Annotated in this window: 11 protein-coding genes, 1 other RNA gene and 3 pseudogenes; 1 reads left to right on the plus strand and 14 read right to left on the minus strand. The window is 40.7% G+C overall.

Annotated features, from left to right (window positions below; genetic code table 11):
- Nucleotides 1–37: 37 nt before the first annotated feature.
- The 9 genes and pseudogenes from panP to ACGEDC_RS16335 all read right to left on the minus strand — a co-directional run bounded on the left by panP (nucleotide 38) and on the right by ACGEDC_RS16335 (nucleotide 14118).
- Nucleotides 38–1690 carry a pyridoxal-dependent aspartate 1-decarboxylase PanP gene (gene panP, locus ACGEDC_RS16295; RefSeq protein WP_394494493.1) on the minus strand — a complete coding sequence of 551 codons (1653 nt, stop codon included), beginning with the start codon at nucleotides 1688–1690 and terminating at the stop codon, nucleotides 38–40.
- Between the two features lie 130 nt (nucleotides 1691–1820).
- Complete coding sequence (locus tag ACGEDC_RS16300) at nucleotides 1821–3005, minus strand: glycerate kinase (RefSeq protein WP_394494495.1); 1185 nt, start codon at nucleotides 3003–3005, stop codon at nucleotides 1821–1823.
- A gap of 63 nt (nucleotides 3006–3068) precedes the next feature.
- On the minus strand, nucleotides 3069–4427 hold the full coding sequence (locus ACGEDC_RS16305; RefSeq protein ID WP_394494497.1) for a GntP family permease: 1359 nt from the start codon (nucleotides 4425–4427) through the stop codon (nucleotides 3069–3071).
- Between the two features lie 201 nt (nucleotides 4428–4628).
- A complete protein-coding gene (locus ACGEDC_RS16310; protein ID WP_394494499.1) occupies nucleotides 4629–5780 on the minus strand; it encodes a sugar diacid recognition domain-containing protein in 1152 nt (383 codons plus the stop codon).
- A 19-nt stretch (nucleotides 5781–5799) separates the two neighbouring features.
- Nucleotides 5800–6378: a hypothetical protein gene (locus ACGEDC_RS16315; protein ID WP_394494501.1), complete on the minus strand. Its 579-nt coding sequence runs from the start codon at nucleotides 6376–6378 to the stop codon at nucleotides 5800–5802.
- A gap of 176 nt (nucleotides 6379–6554) precedes the next feature.
- Entirely contained in the window at nucleotides 6555–8642 is a 2088-nt protein-coding gene (locus ACGEDC_RS16320; RefSeq protein WP_055023913.1) for an MtrB/PioB family decaheme-associated outer membrane protein, read from the minus strand.
- A 12-nt stretch (nucleotides 8643–8654) separates the two neighbouring features.
- Nucleotides 8655–9601, minus strand: a pseudogene (locus ACGEDC_RS16325) (DmsE family decaheme c-type cytochrome).
- Nucleotides 9602–9725: 124 nt separating this feature from the next.
- Nucleotides 9726–11674: pseudogene (locus tag ACGEDC_RS16330) on the minus strand (OmcA/MtrC family decaheme c-type cytochrome).
- A gap of 308 nt (nucleotides 11675–11982) precedes the next feature.
- Nucleotides 11983–14118, minus strand: coding sequence for an OmcA/MtrC family decaheme c-type cytochrome (locus ACGEDC_RS16335; protein WP_394494504.1), 2136 nt, complete (start codon nucleotides 14116–14118; stop codon nucleotides 11983–11985).
- Between the two features lie 711 nt (nucleotides 14119–14829).
- On the opposite strand from ACGEDC_RS16335, the gene ffs reads away from it, so the two are divergent.
- Nucleotides 14830–14926, plus strand: an RNA gene (ffs, locus tag ACGEDC_RS16340) — signal recognition particle sRNA small type.
- A gap of 87 nt (nucleotides 14927–15013) precedes the next feature.
- Here the strand turns inward: ffs and ACGEDC_RS16345 are convergent.
- From ACGEDC_RS16345 to ACGEDC_RS16365, 5 genes and pseudogenes are all read right to left on the minus strand, one after another.
- Complete coding sequence (locus ACGEDC_RS16345; protein WP_211028244.1) at nucleotides 15014–15340, minus strand: late competence development ComFB family protein; 327 nt, start codon at nucleotides 15338–15340, stop codon at nucleotides 15014–15016.
- Between the two features lie 39 nt (nucleotides 15341–15379).
- A pseudogene (locus tag ACGEDC_RS16350) lies at nucleotides 15380–16281 on the minus strand (histone deacetylase family protein).
- A gap of 36 nt (nucleotides 16282–16317) precedes the next feature.
- Nucleotides 16318–17049, minus strand: a complete 732-nt coding sequence (locus ACGEDC_RS16355) for a DUF2057 domain-containing protein (protein WP_394494506.1) — start codon at nucleotides 17047–17049, stop codon at nucleotides 16318–16320.
- Nucleotides 17050–17058: 9 nt separating this feature from the next.
- Complete coding sequence (locus ACGEDC_RS16360) at nucleotides 17059–17724, minus strand: primosomal replication protein (protein ID WP_372037887.1); 666 nt, start codon at nucleotides 17722–17724, stop codon at nucleotides 17059–17061.
- Entirely contained in the window at nucleotides 17721–18494 is a 774-nt protein-coding gene (locus tag ACGEDC_RS16365) for a sulfite exporter TauE/SafE family protein (RefSeq protein WP_055023905.1), read from the minus strand. The genes ACGEDC_RS16360 and ACGEDC_RS16365 overlap by 4 nt, the downstream gene beginning before the upstream one ends.
- Nucleotides 18495–18502: the final 8 nt, after the last annotated feature.

Here is an 18502-nt window from a genome sequence, read left to right on the forward strand (position 1 = left end):
TTTTTTATGAAGACGAATGGAGTGTAACCTATCTTATTTAGGTGACTTTGCACAATTCTAGTAACCGTGGCAGATACTGCTTATCAAGCTGTGCAATATCGCTTTGTTCCGCTAACACGTCTTTTAATATGGTTTCAGTGGTAAGCGGATTAGCTAAAACAACTCTAAATACTGTGGTGTCTTTACGCAGATATTTGGCTGGTTTTATCCGTGTACGTGACACGAATGATTTACCTTGTTCACGTTGATGCTTTTGAATGAATTGGGTTAAGCCATCGAGAAGTTCATTACATGTTGTGACAAACTTAACGTCACTCCGTTCAACGGCATCATCAATAGCTTGTTGTACTGAGTGCGGTACAAATCGATAGGTTAAAATGCACAATTCAGGGTGAGTAATAAGCTCAAAGTCTCTGTGTTCGACAATACAGTCAGCAAAATAGCGGGCTTTTTCAAGGCTGTTATTGATTAAAATTTCATAGCCGTCACCGCCAATAATTTGCAAACAGGCATGGACTAACATAGCCATACCAGGTCTTGAGCCTTCAAGGGTTTGACTCCCTAAGTCCTTAGAGCCGACACGTAAAATATATTCAGCGTGATGAGCAATGGCATTGGCAAGTTCCGGATCTTTAAATAACACCATACCCGCGCCCATAGGGACGTACATTTGTTTATGGGCATCGATTGTGACAGAGTCAGCTTGTTCTATACCATCAAGCAAATAGCGATATTTGTTTGATAATAAACTTGCGCCACCCCATGCCGCGTCCACATGAAAGTGACAATCAAGTTCTCGTGCTAACTCAGCAAGCTCAGCTAAGGGATCAATATTACCTGTTTCAGTAGTACCCGCTACGCCAACAATTGCCATGACTTTTATATTGTCACTGGCTAGCTGTTTGGCTGTTTGACGCATTTTTGTAACATCAACTTTATTGTCAGCTGTGGTTGGAATACTGATGATATTATCACGACCGATCCCTAACAAATCAGCGGTTTTTCCAATGGAGTAATGGCCGCGTTCAGATACCAGTATGGCGATGTCCTCAAAACCATAATGTTTTAAGGCCTTGGGTAAACCTTCACGGTTTATGCCTTTAAAATGTCCATCTGCTTTCAATAATTGGTTGCGTGCAATCCACAGAGCGGTGATATTGGCAACGGTTCCACCAGAACAAAAGGCGCCTAAAGAGTAGTTTGCACTATGCATCCACTGTTCATAAAACGAATCATTTTGGCCAAATATAAGGTGGTGCATCATGCCCAAGACTTGGCGTTCAAGCGGGGTGAAAGCTTTTGAAGTTTCAATTTTGACCAAGTTTTGATTCAGGCCAACCATCATTTTAGACAGTGGCAGTACAAAATATGGTAATGCCGATGTCATATGACCGATAAAGCTCGGGGCAGAGGTATGTACTGAGTGAGCGACCAAGTTTTGCATGATTTCATCAGTATAATCAGAAACAAAGCGTGGGGCATCAGGGATCTGAAATGTCCTGAAGTCTTGTTCAATCAGTGATAAAGGTTTCTCTAAAGCAGCAATGCTTTTACCCAAGAATCCCGCTAAATCTTCAGAGAGCTTTTGTTCAATGATACTTAACGTTGATTCTGCATCTTCTGGTACGGTAAAAATACGTAATAGACTATCTTCAGATGCTTGGGCTTTGCGGTCGTTCTTAGTGGTCATTTAATCGTGCCATCATTTTTATTTTTCAGCCATGAATCACTCTTTTTGAAGGTGATTTCATGGCGATTATGAGGGCTAACTTTACTGCATGGATTATTTGGCAGCAAGTTTTTGCTTCAAACGGTCGTTTTTATATTGATAGTTTCAAACTTGCGGCGATATTTTGCGCAGTGTTTACCAAGTTATTATGGGCATTGGCTAAAATATCATCCAGTGGGGATAACGAAGGAATGATTGGAAATATCGCTGTCATGCCCTGAGCCAGAATATCCTCAGCACCTTGACCTAAACACCCAGCAATACCAATCACGGGGATATCTTGTTTTATCGCCTGTTGCATCACGCCCATAGGTGTTTTACCACTGAGGGTTTGACTATCCATTCTGCCTTCACCTGTGATAACAAGATTTGCCTTATCCATTTTTTCAGCTAATTTGACGGCTTGTACGACAATATCAACCCCAGGCTGTAATTTAGCGTCAAGTAATGCCATTACCCCAAATCCCATTCCGCCAGCTGCCCCTGCACCAGGAAATAAGTCTATATCGTTAACTAAGGATAACTGGCTGGTGTTGTTAACGATGGATGCAAAATGTCTAAGGGCATTGTCGAGTTCTGTTACCATTTGAGGCGTCGCCCCTTTTTGCGGGCCAAATATTGCCGAGGCGCCGTTAGGGCCACATAACGGGTTGTCAACATCACACGCCACATCGATTTGGCAATTGCTCAAAAGCGGGTGAACCTCATCAGTATTAATACTTGCCAATTGGGTTAAACCTGCTGCGCCGTAAGTTATAGCATTACCCTGGTTGGTGAGTAAGGTAAAACCAAGCGCTTGCGCCATACCTGCACCACCGTCATTGGTCGCACTGCCACCTAGTCCCAATATTATGTGGCGTATGCCACGATCAAGCGCGTCTCGGATCAACTCACCTGTGCCGTAGCTGGTGGTAAGCATCGGATTTCTGTGATCGCGTTTAATATGATGCAACCCTGAAGCCTCTGCCATTTCGATGACTGCTGTCAGTTTTTGGGGAGCGAGATTATCGCTCCCCTCTACTGAATTCTCAGCCCCTAAGATACCGTAATGCGCTGATACCGGTTGACCATCTGGCCCTGTAACCTGAAGAGTCACTAATTGCCCGTTAGTTGCGTCAACCATTGCTTGTACAGTGCCTTCGCCGCCATCGGCCATTGGTACTTTACAATATTCTGCATCAGGGAAAATTCGTTTAAATCCTTCCTCTATTGCATTAGCAACGCCTAATGCACTAAGGCTCTCTTTGAATGAGTCAGGGGCAATGACTATTTTCATAACAATTCTCTTAGGTTTTAGAAAGTCCCACTCAGCAAAGAGCTGAGTGGGACGAAAGGGTATTTATAGAAGAACGAGGCTGAGTAGGTACACTAGGGTCATTGCGGTAAGACCTTGTACTAGAGTTGCCATTGTTTGTGCTCGATAAGCTTGTTTAACACTCATGCGGCTAAATTGCGTAACAACCCAGAAAAAGCTGTCGTTAGCATGTGACACTGTCATTGCACCTGCACCAATCGCCATCACTGTGAGTACTCGTCCCATATCACTCGCTAAGCCAATATCGCCTAACAACGGAGCGACAAGCGCTGAAGTAGCAACCAAGGCAACAGTCGATGAACCTTGTGCTGATTTAAGTGCTGCAGCGACGATGAATGGCATGAAAATACCGACACCAAGTTCCGATAAGCTACTGCCAAGGTATGTACCAATTTCAGTGGCTTTAAGAACGGCGCCGAAAGCACCGCCTGCACCAGTAATTAACAAAATAGGTGCGGCTACGACTAAGCCTTGGCTAATACGCTCGCTGAATTCTTTCACTTTATCAGTGCTTTTTAGTAGCGGAATGGCTAACAACAAACCAATCATAAGTGCATTAACGGGTTGGCCCAAGAACATTAAAATATCAAATAAGCTCTCTTTACCTAATGGTGCCGACGGGAAGTTGGCTATTGAACCTAAGCAAATCAGCAGTATCGGCACAAAGATTGGTGCAAAGGCTTTAGCTGGGCTTGGCAGTTCGCCATAACTGCTTTTTAGCGCTTCATAATCTTCTAGTTTGTCATTAAGCTCTTCTGCACCTTCGCCATCGGGTTGTTCGTTTGCGAAGCGGTTTGCCCATAATGTTCCTGCAAGTGCGGCAATGGCGGCAATAAACACCCCGACAGCAATCACAAGCCCTAGCTGGTTTTCTAGCCCGAGATTACCGGCTGCAGCGATAGGACCTGGTGTAGGTGGCACAAAAGTATGGGTTGCGTATAAACCTGTAGCTAAAGCTACGCTCATTGATACACTCGATACCTTCATGCGGTTTGCCATAGATTGTTTTAATGAATTTAAAATGACAAAACCTGAATCACAAAATACTGGGATTGAGACAATATAACCAATAATGGACATGGTTAATGTTGGAAAGCGTTTTCCAAGCACTTTAATGACTACGTCAGCCATGGTGATGGCAGCGCCACTTTTTTCAAGAATAGTACCGATAATAGTACCTAGCACGATAACAAGGCCAATATAGCCTAATATGCCACCAAAGCCTGTGGTGATAGTTTTAGCAATGTCTGCACTTGGCAAACCATAAGCAAAGGCTGCTAAAAAAGAAGCTAAAATTAGTGTTAGAAAAGGGTGTAATTTAAATTTAGATGTCGCAATAACAATAAATGCAATTACGCCAATTAATATCAAAATCATGCTCATTGATAACTACTCTATTTAGGGTATTAAGGTATGTTGTTTTTGTAGGCGTATTATTGAAAAAATGATATCTATTTGCTTTGTGCTATTTCACAGAATTATTATGCATACAGGGTATTTGTTTGTGCAGGTGCACAGGTTGTGAGCTGTGATTGGTTGTTTTGGTGACTTTTGATTGTTTCAGCTGAAGAAAACTATCATGGTTTAGGCCTGAAACATGATTTGACCAAGATATAGATTAAGCAAATGCTGAAATTCTTGTAAGTTTGTTCCAGTTATGTGCTGAATTTTATCCAGTCTATATCTCAATGTGTTGCGATGAATAAACAGCACTTCAGCACAACGTTTATGATCGCCAATATGTTGAATGTAAACCGCTAAGGTTTTTTGTAATACGCCATTTTTGTCTGCATGGACGAGTTTTAAATAAGGTGCTGCTAGGGCGTCACCACGCCAATGTTGTTTCAGTCCGGTAAAGATGACTTGCAGTGCGTAATCTTCATATAAGTATTTATTTTTCTCTGGGTTAAGACTTTTGCCAATGGCAAGGGTTTCTTTCGCGGTTCGATAGGATTTTGCTATTCCTTCTACACCACCGAAGAAATGCCCTAAAGCAATGTTGAGCTTTAGCTCCATGTTGGCGGGGATACGTTGCAATAACTTATCGATACGATGGCTTTCGAGCGCTGGATCCCATTGGCGTCCATCTAAAAAGGCAGGCTTCAAAATGACTAATTGATTGAGTGAAGTCATTGCAATCAAGTTATTTCTGTCGGGATACTGCAGTAAATGCACCATTTGCTTTAGTGCTTGGTTATTATGAACCTGCTGCTGGTTTACAGATTCAATTTCGATAATGGCGACAACACGCTCTTCTTTTACGTCAATACTAAGCTGATGCCCCCAGTGAGTTAACTGATCAACGTCCTTTTCTTCGGCGCGAATGAGTTGCAAAATGAATTCTTCTTTTTGTCTATTTTGCCACTGTAGTTGATCTTGTAGATTGGCTTGTTCGACAATCATTTCTGCTGTCATTTTCAGTAGTTCGCCATACTGAGCTAACTCTGATGGGTTGCCGGTAATGCCTATCACGCCGACAATTTGCCCTTGATAATGTAGGGGAAGATTTAGCCCTGATTTAACCCCATGTAAACTTGGGGCAATCTCTTGATTAATTTCTACATTACGATTCTGGCTTATAGCCAATAACGCACCTTCATGGACAGCGCCAATTCGCTCATTTGTTCCCGATCCTAGAATAACCCCTTGAGCATTCATCACATTGATATTATGGCCAATGATTTTCATGGTTCTGTTTACAATTTTATTGGCGATAGCACTGTCAATTACATACATGAGTTACTCACAAATTGGATTAGGCTGCGATTTGATTAACGAATTGAAATAACCAATAAATCAATAAACCGTAACCGGTAATTAATGTCAATAATGTCGCAAATTTGGCAATAGGTGGTGTTTGCGATTGTTTCAAAGCAATGTGGCAAAGCGCGATTGAAAATAGACTAATCGGCGCCACAATAATACTTAAAGGCAAAATGATGATGGCACCGCTAAGCAGAATCAATGCTGAAAAGCGTGAAGGAGGGCGTTTATTGGTTAATGGTAAAGGTATTAAAGCAGCACCAATCGATAGTAATACAACGCCAAAGTAGAGAATAAACTGCGCAAAACTCTGATATTGATTAATAAAACCTATCAATGCTATGAGAGGAATAATAACCGAGATGGTTACATGTTTATGGCTAAAGCTGGACTGGACATATTGGCCAGAAAAGTAGCAGCAGGTTTGCACAACGGCATTAATGGTCACAAAAGCCATAAGTGCGATAAATACCAATAAGCTGTTGTTGGCCATGGTTGTTGTGGATGCAAACGCTGGTGCAGACAATAACAATAATGGCAAACTCGAAATGATTAGGGACTTTTTAAGCATGGTAATGTGTCTATATGTTCTCATTCCTCAGATTTTAATCAACAATGAGTAGAATAGCTTTTGTTAATTTAGCAATCGTGAGTTATTTATCGTTAAATGAGAATGTGAGCACAAAAGTAAATAGATAAAACAAAAAAGCCTGCTAAATAGCAGGCTTTTTTTAATCGTGTTATCGCTTACAACTTGTAGTTGACGCTTAACATAATCATGTGAGCAGTGTAATCGTGACTGTTGCTTCCAAAGGTCATGACATTCCAAATGTTATCAGGAGCGATATCATTTGCTGCATCATTATCTAGGTACTTTTCAATTTTATAATCAAGACGTAAAGCCATTTTCTCAGTAGCTTGGTATTGACCATATAAATTAACGTTATGCACTTTTGCAAAGTAATCACCGTAGTCTCCAGTCACACCTTGGCGTACTTGAGTGTTACTGTCTGATTCTGAGTAAGTGTAATCTAGACCTAAACGTAGACGGCTATCCATTAAGTTGTTGTAGCTTAGGTTAGCACCAACAACGTCAACGGTGTCTTCGATGTCAGCTTGCCAAGTAGGGCCAGAGAACGTGCTACTGCCAGATTGTTGTGACTCAATAACCTGATGGTTATAGAATGCATTTAGCATAACGTCTTTGTTAAACATGTAGTTTACATTAACGTCGTAACTGGTGTCTTTTGACTCAGTTAACCCAATCTCGGTATCAGTGTAGTCATCTAATGCGTAACGAACACCTAAATCAATTGTTAATGCATCGATTGGTGTATGGCTAACACGAGCTTCAACCATGCTACGATCACGATCTGCTAAATAATATTTACGTAGTAAGTCGTTATTTTCTGAAGAGGTCCATTCAGAAGCTTGGTAATCAGAACCATCTCGACTTCCGAAACTACCTTTTACCCACATGTCCCAGTTTTCAAAACTGTTTAAGCGGTAACGAGCCCAAATAGTGCTTTCTTCAGTGACTTCACGCTCTGAGTAACTGCGCTCATCACGTTTATAATCAACACCACCGTCTAACTTCATACCACGGTTAATGCGATAGTCAGCACCAATTTTTGCACGGTGAGTTGTTTGATCATAAGGGGTGTTATAAGCGACTTGGCCGTTAACATCATTAATGCTGATTTGAGTCCATTCTTCAATATTCGTGTTGTTTTCACGGTCAGAGTAGTCGTAACTACCCGATACTCGAACAGAGCGGTTAACGCGGCTGACTGCTTTTAATGTCATGCCGGTTAAATCAACTTTAGCATCAACAGATTCAGTTGGCACACTATAGCCATAACCAGACGTTACCACGTCTTGATCTTGGCTCATTTGACCGAACATCAAGCGACCGCTAACAGCAGTACCATTTTCAGTGTATTGACCTAGCAGCGACACGATATGTGATTCGTTATCAGGATCAAGTGCCATATAGCCACGAGTCTGAGCACCAAAAGTCGGATTAAATGCATTATCGTAGCTTAATTCAGCATTATCATTTTTAAAGATAGAGCCATCGTAGTTTAAGCTTGTGAACCAGTTTTTACCGCTAAATTTGATACCAGCATTGATGGTATCAGTTGTGTAGTCAACAGGCTCTGCAATCATCATTGACTGATTGAAGAAGCTACCTGAAGCTGTCTTAGTGCCGGTTTTTTCTTCACGTTGATAATTAACGTAAGTGGTCAACATTGATTCAGTTTGATATTCAAAACCAAGGCCTGCACGTTCGCGTTTCAAAGAAAGCTCAAATGGGTTAAGGCTACTATATAGCTCTGACATACCGTCAGTTGAACCTGCAGTGACCCAGTTATCTGGTAATGTGAGGTCTGAACCGCCAATACCTTGATACGGAGACATAACAGTGTTTGAGCTGTAAGTCGCTAATGAGCGGTAATTTAGGTTGAAGTTGTACTGGCCTAATTTACCAACATTTACATCCAAACGGCCATTATCTAAGCCAAGATCTGTTGCTTCAACTTTCGCTCTATAACCCGATTCTCCGATGTAATTAACATCAGCATCTAATTTAGGCGCGATTTCATTGTCACTACCAAAAGCATTAGCTGAGTGAATATCATCTTCACTGTTATAACCAACGCCAACACCAACACTTCCAGTAACACCCGTTTCTACAGCACAACCTTTACAGACCCATTTATCAAATTTAACTTTATCTGTATTGGCATTGCCGACACCGTAACCATCTGCTGCCATTGCAAATCCAGCATTGGCAACTAACGCTAAGGTGATAATATTCAGTTTAAATTTCATAGTCGTACATCCTTAACGCTGAAGTAATTTGCCAGAAGGGTGGTTTGAACCATGTACTTGGCTATGACAATTTAAGCAACTGCGGCCACCAGTAAAGGCATTATCACCAACATTAGAACCCATACCTGTGTTCCCTAAATATGCATTGCTAGCATGGCCATCGCTGGCATGACATTGCTGACATAGTTGTGGTGCACGAGTTTTTAGCATTCCTTCGTTTACGCTGCCATGTGGATTATGACAAGTGACACAATTTTCTGTCACTGGAGCATGTTCCCATAGTTTAGGGCCGCGTTTTTCAGCGTGACATGAGTAACAGGTCTCGTTCACACTTGGTTTAACCAAGTCTGAATCAGCCATGCTGCCATGTGGATTATGACAATCACTACATGTCATTTGATTCCATTTCATTGGATGACTAGAGCGTTTGTTCATGTCAGTTTTTTGCTTGGTATGACAACTTGTACACACTTCCATTTCTGTCTTTTTATCCAGAATAGGGTCGTTAGCAGTGTGAACACTGTGACAAGATGCACAAGCAACATCAGCATTGTCGTGATGGCTGGTATTCCAAGACATACGTTCGTCATCTAAATGACAACCCATACAAACACTGTTTTGTTTTTCAGGAGATAACGTTGAGTCTGGGCCAAAAGCAATGACAGGTTCATTACCGCCACGGTTATGTTTACCCATTGGGCCGTGACATGCTTCACATTGAAGACCTGCCATTGGGCTTTTTGAAGAGTCAATTGCACCGTGAACGCCTTTAAATAGGTCCATCACTTTTTCCGAGCGTCTATGACACATTAAGCAAGAGTCAGCCCCTTTTGGTGAGTAACTCCTTCTTCGAACTTTTTGTCTAATACAGCTTCGACTTCTTCAGGTGTCATTTTGGCATCCCATTTCGACGCATAGGCCGAATGAGACATCCCAAGAGATAGCAGTGCAATTGCCATAAAGGTTGGGATTAAAGAGTTTAATTTCATTTTAATTTTCATAGTAAGGCTTCCCAATCTATCCATGATGTAGATGTATTTATAGTTGTAAAAGGGAGAAGCGAGCTTCTCCCTGATATTACAATTACATGTTCACCGCAGTGTGATCGAAGATAGTTGGCTTATGACATCCCATACAGAACTCAAGTTGAGCTGAAGCATTGGCATCATCGTAAGAACCATTTACAACAGCGCCTTGGCCTTCTGCGTGAGCTTTAATTTCATCGAAGCCATGACAAGAAGCACAAGTGGCTGTGATTGGCGTTGTGTATTCGCCAGCTGAAGTAGCTAATGCGCCTTTCTGTTTGAATGCATCAAGATTGAAGTCATTATGACATTGCGCACAATCACTGATGATACCTTCCTCGCCATGAACACTATGAAGTTTCATTTCAAGTGCACCTTGATTACCACCTGAAGCGTATGTGCCATCAGGAGTATGACAAGTCACACAAGCATCAACACCTACAACTACTTCACCTTCGTCATTTTCGCGACCTAATTGTTCAGTCATGACAAAACCTGCATGGTAGCCTTTGTGAATTTCAAATGTTTCACCGTGACAGTTTTCACAGGTATTAAAGGCGACTGAATCAGTATGACGCATGCTTGGAGCTTCGCCTGAGAAAGTGCCAAATACTAAGTCTGCTTTCATACTTGTTGTAGCAATATCTTCACCACAATCAACCGCCTCAGTACCGTCGTTACACATTTCTAAACCAACGAAAGTAAATGCAGTGTCAGTATCTTGGATGCCAGCAGGTGAGTACTCATCAAACGGGAGGGCTGGTAGGGTGTATTGTAATGCACCTGCTTCTACAGAAACATTTTCACCTAATTCACCATTTCTAACCAAGTCGTAAGCGACTTTTGCTTGTCCGTTTCCTGGGCTTGCGTTGTAACCCATGATTGGGAAGTTTGGACCCACGTTAGTGATAGTCTCAATACGTTGGATTTTGCTTACGAGAGTTGATGCATCAATTGCAGTACCCGCAGCATCAGTAATCGTGACAGACAGCGTGGCTGTTTTGTCTGAATTAACGATTAATGAAGATGTCATGCCGTACATATCAATGAAGGCTTTTTCTGTACGAAATCGCCAGTGTGAATCTCTTCTGTCCAGCTAGCATTATGACATGCGATACAGTTTGAGTTATCAGACTGTTGTGAATGACCTTCACCCGCTTTGAAGTCAATGTTCGTGTGACAACTTGTACAAGTTTCCATTGTTGGAATACGTGTCCAGTTACCCCATTCAGTTAACTCTTCTGATTCAATGTGACAGCTTTGACAGTTGTCTTGAACGATAGCGTGTGCAGTTTCGGCAGTATAATCATTACGGCCCCACACTTTATTTGAGTTATGAACGTTATGAACTAAGTGAGCGAATGCCACTTCAGGTTTACCGCGGCCATCTGCCCATTCTTGGGTATGACAAGTAATACACGTTTCAACCGTAGTGGCTTTGTGGTAAATCTTTTCACCTTCAGCGTGACATGCTGCACACGCTTCGTGAGATACGATATTTTTAGTGTATAGCGCTTCGTAACCTTCACCGTCGAAATCAGCAACAATTTCACTGACCGGTACTTCTGTAACACCATCTAATAACGTTGAAGCTTCTGCAACAACATTAAAACGTTGAGTTAATTCTGAATTGAATGTATCTGTATCGAAGCTTTCGAAAGTGAAGTCGTAGCTACCATTTTTGTTATCAACAAAAGTAGAGGTTGAGCCAAGCTTCTGCCAGTTCGCGCTGTTTCCTGCGCCGCTAGCGCCTGCAGGGATAAGCTGAGCTGCATTTTCAATTGAAAAGTCTTTTAATCCGACTACTGCTTCATCATCTTCATTAGTCGCATAAACTTTAACTGTAGGGATATTGTCGGCATAAGTCACTGACAGCACTTCTAAATTAAGCTGCTCAATTGCTTCTGCTGGTGTTCCACCAGGAAGACCAGGGTTGCCATCTTTACCATCATCACCGTCACTGCCACAGCCTGTTAAGGCTACGCTGACTGCACTTGCTACAAGCATTAGTGCTATTTTTGAATTTTTTTGTTCATCATTTGTCCCTGCGTATTAAGACATTGCTTAAATTTGACTTGGCTTATTTAGTGCCTAGATACATAGTCTTTTGAGTCAATTCAGCTTTTTGGGTTTTAAATTCATCACTTACAAGGTTAATCCACAACAAGATAAAAATCTTTAAATCTAGACTGATACTGTGAAGCAGATCGGTCTATTTATAAAGAGGTATAATATTTGTCGTTCTAACTCGCTTTAAATCAGTAAAAAGCAAAAAGAGCCGCACATTGGCGACTCTTTATTTTGCTAATTAACCTTTACTGTCCACCCCAATTAGAGTGTGCTTCAAGGATTTGTCCATCGTTATGACAAGTTGAACATGTTTCAACCACATTCAATGCATCATAGTCAGCTTCTGGAACACCTAATGAATCAATCGTACCGACAACACCGCCATTAGTTTCAATGTGTTGGATAGTTGATTCGCTTAAACCATATGGAGGTACGTGACAACTAACACAAGCTGCAGTTTGTGGAGATACAACTAACAATCCATTGTCATCTTTACCAAATGCAACTGGTGTAGATTCAGCAGTGATGTTTTGGATAGAGAATCCATCTTCACCATGACACGCCTGACATTCAGTTTTCTTGAAGAATAACGAACCGCTTGAGTCATAAACGTAATGCTTCGAGTGAACTTTAAATGCTAGGTTAGAAGATTCACCACCTGATGTTGCACGGGTACCATTATGACAAGAAGCACAGCCATCAATGTCATTGGTATAACGGTGAGTGATTTCAGTCGTGTGACATTGCTGACAATCTGCCATTTCTGCATGTTGCATACGTGGTGATTCTTCAACAACTGTACCATCTAAGTTGAAGTAATAAGTGTCGGAGGTTACGTAAGGAGCACTCTGATCACCAGCATCTAAATCTTCTTCGTTACAGTACTCGATGACGCCTCTGTGAGAACAAACATGAAGTTGACTGCTTAGTACGATAGTTGAACCTGCATCAATCAATGTTGCGATATCAAAGCTATCAGCACTGACCGTAGAGGTAATAGAACCATCCGCTTCTTCTACAAAGGTGTCGTAACCTACTTTTTGGTAGTTCACTAAGAAGTCATCAGTTAATACACCATTAATGACGATAGCACTGTTGAATCCACCATATTGGTATGGGCGAGGATCAATTTGGTTAATCGCAACTAATTCTTCACCATTTTTCACTGTGAAGTTTACTTTAATTTCTGATTCATCATCGGCAACAGTCATAGAGTTGAATTCAACTTTGAGTGTTGTTGCTAAGAAATTACTGTTTAATGCGTAATGGGCTTCATTTGCTCCACGAGCGCGTTCGCCGTCTTTATGACAAGTTAAACAGTTATTGCCTTGTTGATGTGAAGCAGGAACACCGGCAGCTTCAGCAGCAGGGCTTGGGCTATGACAGCTCCAACATGCAGTGGTATCAACATCAGCTTTCCAGCTATCAGTTAAGTTAAACTCTTCATTTGGATTATGACAAGTTAAACAGTTTGATGTCATTTGTGGGTAAACACCCGCGTCAGAGAAGTTAGCTTCAGTATGGATACTGTGAACCATACCTTTGATTGAACCATCGTATTCATACGCTTCACCAATTGCATTACCTTCGCTATCGGTATCCTGTTTGCTATAGCTGTTGTAATCAGTGTGACAGAAAGAACATGCTTCTTCTGTATTATGTTTACTGCCATGCATTGATAATTCACCAGCTTGATCAGCACGGTGACAGGTTTGACAATCTGAATTTGCAAGAATTTGTAGTGGTTTTTCAACTTCTACATCAGTTGCTGGTACCCAATAGAAGAAACTATTGTTAACTAACGTTTGTGATTCGTTGTTGGTTGTTTTGATAGACATGTAAACGCCGTTGGTTGCGTCTGCCATGTAGTCGTATTTATCTAGAGTGTCGATTGCTTTATCAATTGTAATTGAATAGCTACCATCTTTATTGTCAACGAAGCAATCTTCACATTCACTTTTACTACCGTCAAAGTAGCTAGAGCCTGTGAAGTAACCATCGCCTTTGTCTTTATTGAAGTAACTTAACCAAATTTGTCTATCGACACTTGGATTAACAATTTCGTCTTCACCTGGCTCATTTGCAGAACCAACTCGTCCGAAAGATATCGTGGCGATATCAGCAAGTGTTAGACCTGTAAGAGCAACACCGTTTGCATCAGCTAATTTAAAATCAACAGTTAGGAATTGATTTTCATCAACGCTTGCTGTGGTAATTGTGCTCGTTAACGCTGAAACAGAACCAATTGGTTTGCCTACAACACCGTCTTCACCATCACTACCGTCGGTACCGTCACTGCCACAACCGGATAAAGCGAAGGCCATTAAGCCAGCACTAAATACCGCTTTAGCAGTAGTATTGAAATTGAATTTTTTCATCATTGTTCCCTGCAAGAGATTTTTATTCGTACTTGATTCTTCATCATAAAATCAAGTGTATGGACATTATCCAAGCTTTTAATAAGCCTCTTTATTTTATTCACTTAGTTCTATAATCACTGTGATTAAGATCTTAGTATGCCTAAAGAGGTATTTTGAAATCTGCAATTTGCAAGTTGGCATATTGAAAATGTTATGCCGGCGGGAGTGTTATTGCTCATCCGTTGCAATATTGTAGTTTTTCAGTGTTTTATTAAGCTGTTAGGAATATTCAATTTCAGTAAGCATAACGAATAAATCCATTATTCAATGTACCATCACATACATTACTTACGTCTAAAATTGCCATTACTAATAATAGGTCTTTTAGTTAAAAAATGTATGCATAATCAGGTGATTTTTGGCTGATTTTAATGGTCAACTACAAGCTTTTTAAGGAAATTGTGATGTAGATCTCATATTTTTTGCGCGATTAATGATGAGCGGCCAAATCAATACACTTTTGAAATGAATTTAGTATTGAAATTTAAAGTTATTGCATAAACATGCATTTACCTTAGTTGTGATAAATTATGTGCAAATTGGGCAATGATTGTGCAAACAGTCATGTTCATATCGAATGAGCCATAATTTCGCTTGATCATGGCAGGGGCTTAGGGGATAATCCTGCCGTTCACATTAAAAGAAGCGTTTAATGTGAAATCTATGGTGACCTTAGGGTCCCCTCGCAATGATAACTTGTGAACTCGGCCAGGCCCGGAAGGGAGCAACCGCAGCAGGTGACTCATGTGCCGAGGTGTGGCTCTAGGGGAACCTCCAAATCCTCTCTTTATTATCTTCTTTATTACGTTTTATCTTTTACTAGCCAGTTTTTAATATTTGTATCTATTAACACCAATTATGTGTTTTCTACGCTTGGTAATGCTGCAACTTTAGCTTTTGCTTCAGCCTCTTCTTCAGCTAAACGTCTTTTTAAGTTCGATTTTAAAAATTCTCTAGACTTCTCTAATGCGGCCTGTATTTCTTTTTTCATATTTTGAAGTTCATTATAATCTTCAAAAAAATACGTATCGACTAGATGTCTGATATAGCGAACAGGCAACTGATTTAACGTCACGCAGCATAAGTCGGCAAGGTATTCTTCTGGCAGTTCCTCCATTAACCCTTCATCTCTTAATATTTCCATTAATAAGACTTCATAATAATTGCGAATATCAACCTGCATATTTTACTCCGATGGCGCTACTTTTATATCAGTTTGCAACTAGATTGAGTTGGCTGCAATAAAAAGTTGGCTATGGCGTTGGGTTAATTCAGTTTCATCGCGGCTATAACCACCACCGATAACTGCCGCGATTGGGATTTGAGCCTTTTTTGCAGTAGATAAAATTATTGTATCTCTGACTAAAATTCCAGCGGTTGAAATGTTGAGATAGCCTAGATCATCGTCAATGTGGATATCTACGCCTGCATCATAAAGGATTAAATCTGGTTGATGGATATTAATAAGGTAGGGAACAACTTCTGTTATTGTCTCGATAAATTGATCATCATTGGTATATTTGTGAAATTCAACATCGTGATCTGATTTTGCTTTTCGCGCTGGGAAGTTTTTAAGGCAATGAAATGAGCAAGTAACAATATTAGTATTATTACTGGCTAATGTGGCAGTGCCGTCTCCTTGGTGTACATCACAGTCAATGATCAACACTTTACTGGCTTTACCTGAATTGATCATAGTCGATGCGGCTAATATCAAATCGTTGAAAATACAGAAGCCACTACCGAAATCTTGGTGGGCATGATGGTAACCACCACTTAAGTGTAAAGCGACGCCATTTTCGATTGCCAATTTAGCGCAAAGTACAGTGCCATTAACTGCATGTAAGGTCCTGTCTACTAATGATTCACTCCAAGGAAACCAATCCGCCTCATTTGTTTTGTATCGAGTGTGTTAGCTAAAAAGCCATCTACATAATCGGGATCATGAACTTGTTTTAGTTGGTCTATGCAAATTTTAGTAGGAGAGTGAAAGTCTTTTGTATTGGCTATGCCGCTTGATATTAAATATTGCTGCAATAATTGATATTTCGTGGTTGGAAAACGGTGCGCACTCGGTAACACCAGCTTAGAGTAGCTGGTGTGATAAACAAGTGGTATGCCCAAATGTAAAACCGAAAGCGCAGAGGGGATGAAGAAAAGTTATAGCTGTTTAATCGCCCAGCTCATAAATTCTTTACGAGTTTCTTCATCAGCTTGAAGCCACCAATATTGAAGCATTTGCTCAGGATGTGTTCCTGTTTGGCTATCGGCGTTAACTTTTGCACTGCTTGTTTTAGTCGTGTTAACTTCATTTGCACTAGTGGCTACAGCAGGTGCTGTTGCTGCAACAGTCGCACTAGGTGTAACTTTAGCGACAGGTAAAGATTTTGTATTACTATCCGTTGCTGAAGCAGACAAGGTATCAATATCTTCGCCTTGATTACCGTTGAACAAATTGGAAATAAAACTACTCTCTTTATAATCTGTTTGAGTTACTGTATATGATACTGCGCCGTTATCTTTTCGAGAAATTACGACTTGAGGGTCTTTGGCAAAGGCTTTAGGCTTTTTGACATAGTCGCCGTCGATAGGCTTTAACTGATACTCGTAATCGCCATCAACCTTGATATCGATAATAAATGGTGAAGATTTAATAAAACTTTGGCTATCACTGAAATCATCATCAACCATATCATGATAACGAATTGCAATTTTGTGCTGGCCGTTATCTAACTCAAGGTTAGTTTTATGCGAGAACATATTGGTATCAATTTCTTTGCCGTCTAAAGCAAGATATTCAAAAGACATAGGAATGGAGAGATTTGCTGCAATAACAGAAGTTGAAGTGACAAAAGCCAGTAATGTCGCACTCAGCGGCAGTGTAAATTTCATTGTTGCTCCTTAACGATTTGTATTTCGATTCGGTCGTTCAAACATTTGAATCCTATCTTCAATATAGCTAATTGCTTGACGGCACTTTCCTAATCTGCGGTGCAGAGAAAGGATTTCATTTTGTATCGTGATTTTGTCAGCACTGTGACAGTTTGCAAGCTTAGTTTCCATTTCTGCAATTTTTTGTTCAAAAGTTGTAGCCCAATTCAAATGTTTATTAAGCTCTTGGTAAATCTGGTGGCTATTTTTCATCACATTATTAGCTATCCATGCAAATCCACTGTCGGCATGTTGCTGCTGTTGTTTCTTCGCATATCTAGCACGGTTGTTGGCACGTTTTTGTTCAGCTGTTTTTACATTAATATTGGTCGTCACTAAAGCTCGACGTAATGCAGTAAAGCGGTCTTGTATTCTTTGGCAACTTAACTCGATAATTTTGATGTCTAATTTTAGAGAAAGTTGCTTTTCTAATTGAACAATATCTTTTTTAAGTTGTTGGATACAGGGTGTGAGCTGAGCACCTTGCTGAATAAATAATTGCGAATTAAATCTTTCAATGTCTTGCAGCATTTTCTTCTGTTGTGAAGGCAATTGCTGGTCATGATTTAACGCATCTCGTTCAAGTGTATTGAGCTGCTGCTTTAATTGATGAATTAGTTGATTTGTATTTCTCATAACCATGCTGTCCAAGCAAGATTAGCTGCAATTGCTAGTACGACAATAATAAAGAGTGGTTTGACAAAGGGAATTCCGAATCGTATTGCTGATTTCGCGCCAATGAATGAGCCCGCCATCATACACACTCCCATCCATAGACCCAGTATCCAGTCAACTTCACCTAAAAGGGCAAAAATAACGAGTGCAGTGACATTACTGACAAACGTCATGACCCTAGCAAGGGCGCAACTGTTTAATAAAGGTAGCTTGTGCAGCCTGATACTACTTACTGTCCAAAAGGCACCAATACCAGGACCAGCAAAACCATCGTAGCAACCTAGTAGAGTCCCTTGAGCTGCTTGTTTCGTTTTACATGGCGATTGCGTAGGCGCAACAGAAATATTATCTCCCATTGCTTTTGGACTGAGTAAGGTATAAAACGCGATGCTGATGATAACCAATGGAAGAATTTTTTCGAGCCAAGCGGCGTCGATTAAATACACTAAAATGCTGCCTAATACAGCACCTATAAAAGTGGTAATAAAGGCGGTTCGCCAAAATCTAAGTTTGATGAGTTGCTGCTTATAATAAGTATATCCTGCGGTCAATGAGCCGAAACATGCTGCCAGCTTATTTGTGCCTAAGGCTAAATGAGGCGGAATGCCCATAGTCAGTAGTGCGGGAATTGATAACAATCCACCACCTCCTACTACGGCATCAATAAAACCAGCGACTAATCCAATAACAGCCAAAAACGCCCAATGGCTAGGATCTAACAGAAATTCCAAATAAATAC

The sequence above is a fragment of the Shewanella sp. ENK2 genome, from assembly GCF_043568515.1.
Lineage (GTDB): Bacteria > Pseudomonadota > Gammaproteobacteria > Enterobacterales > Shewanellaceae > Shewanella > Shewanella japonica.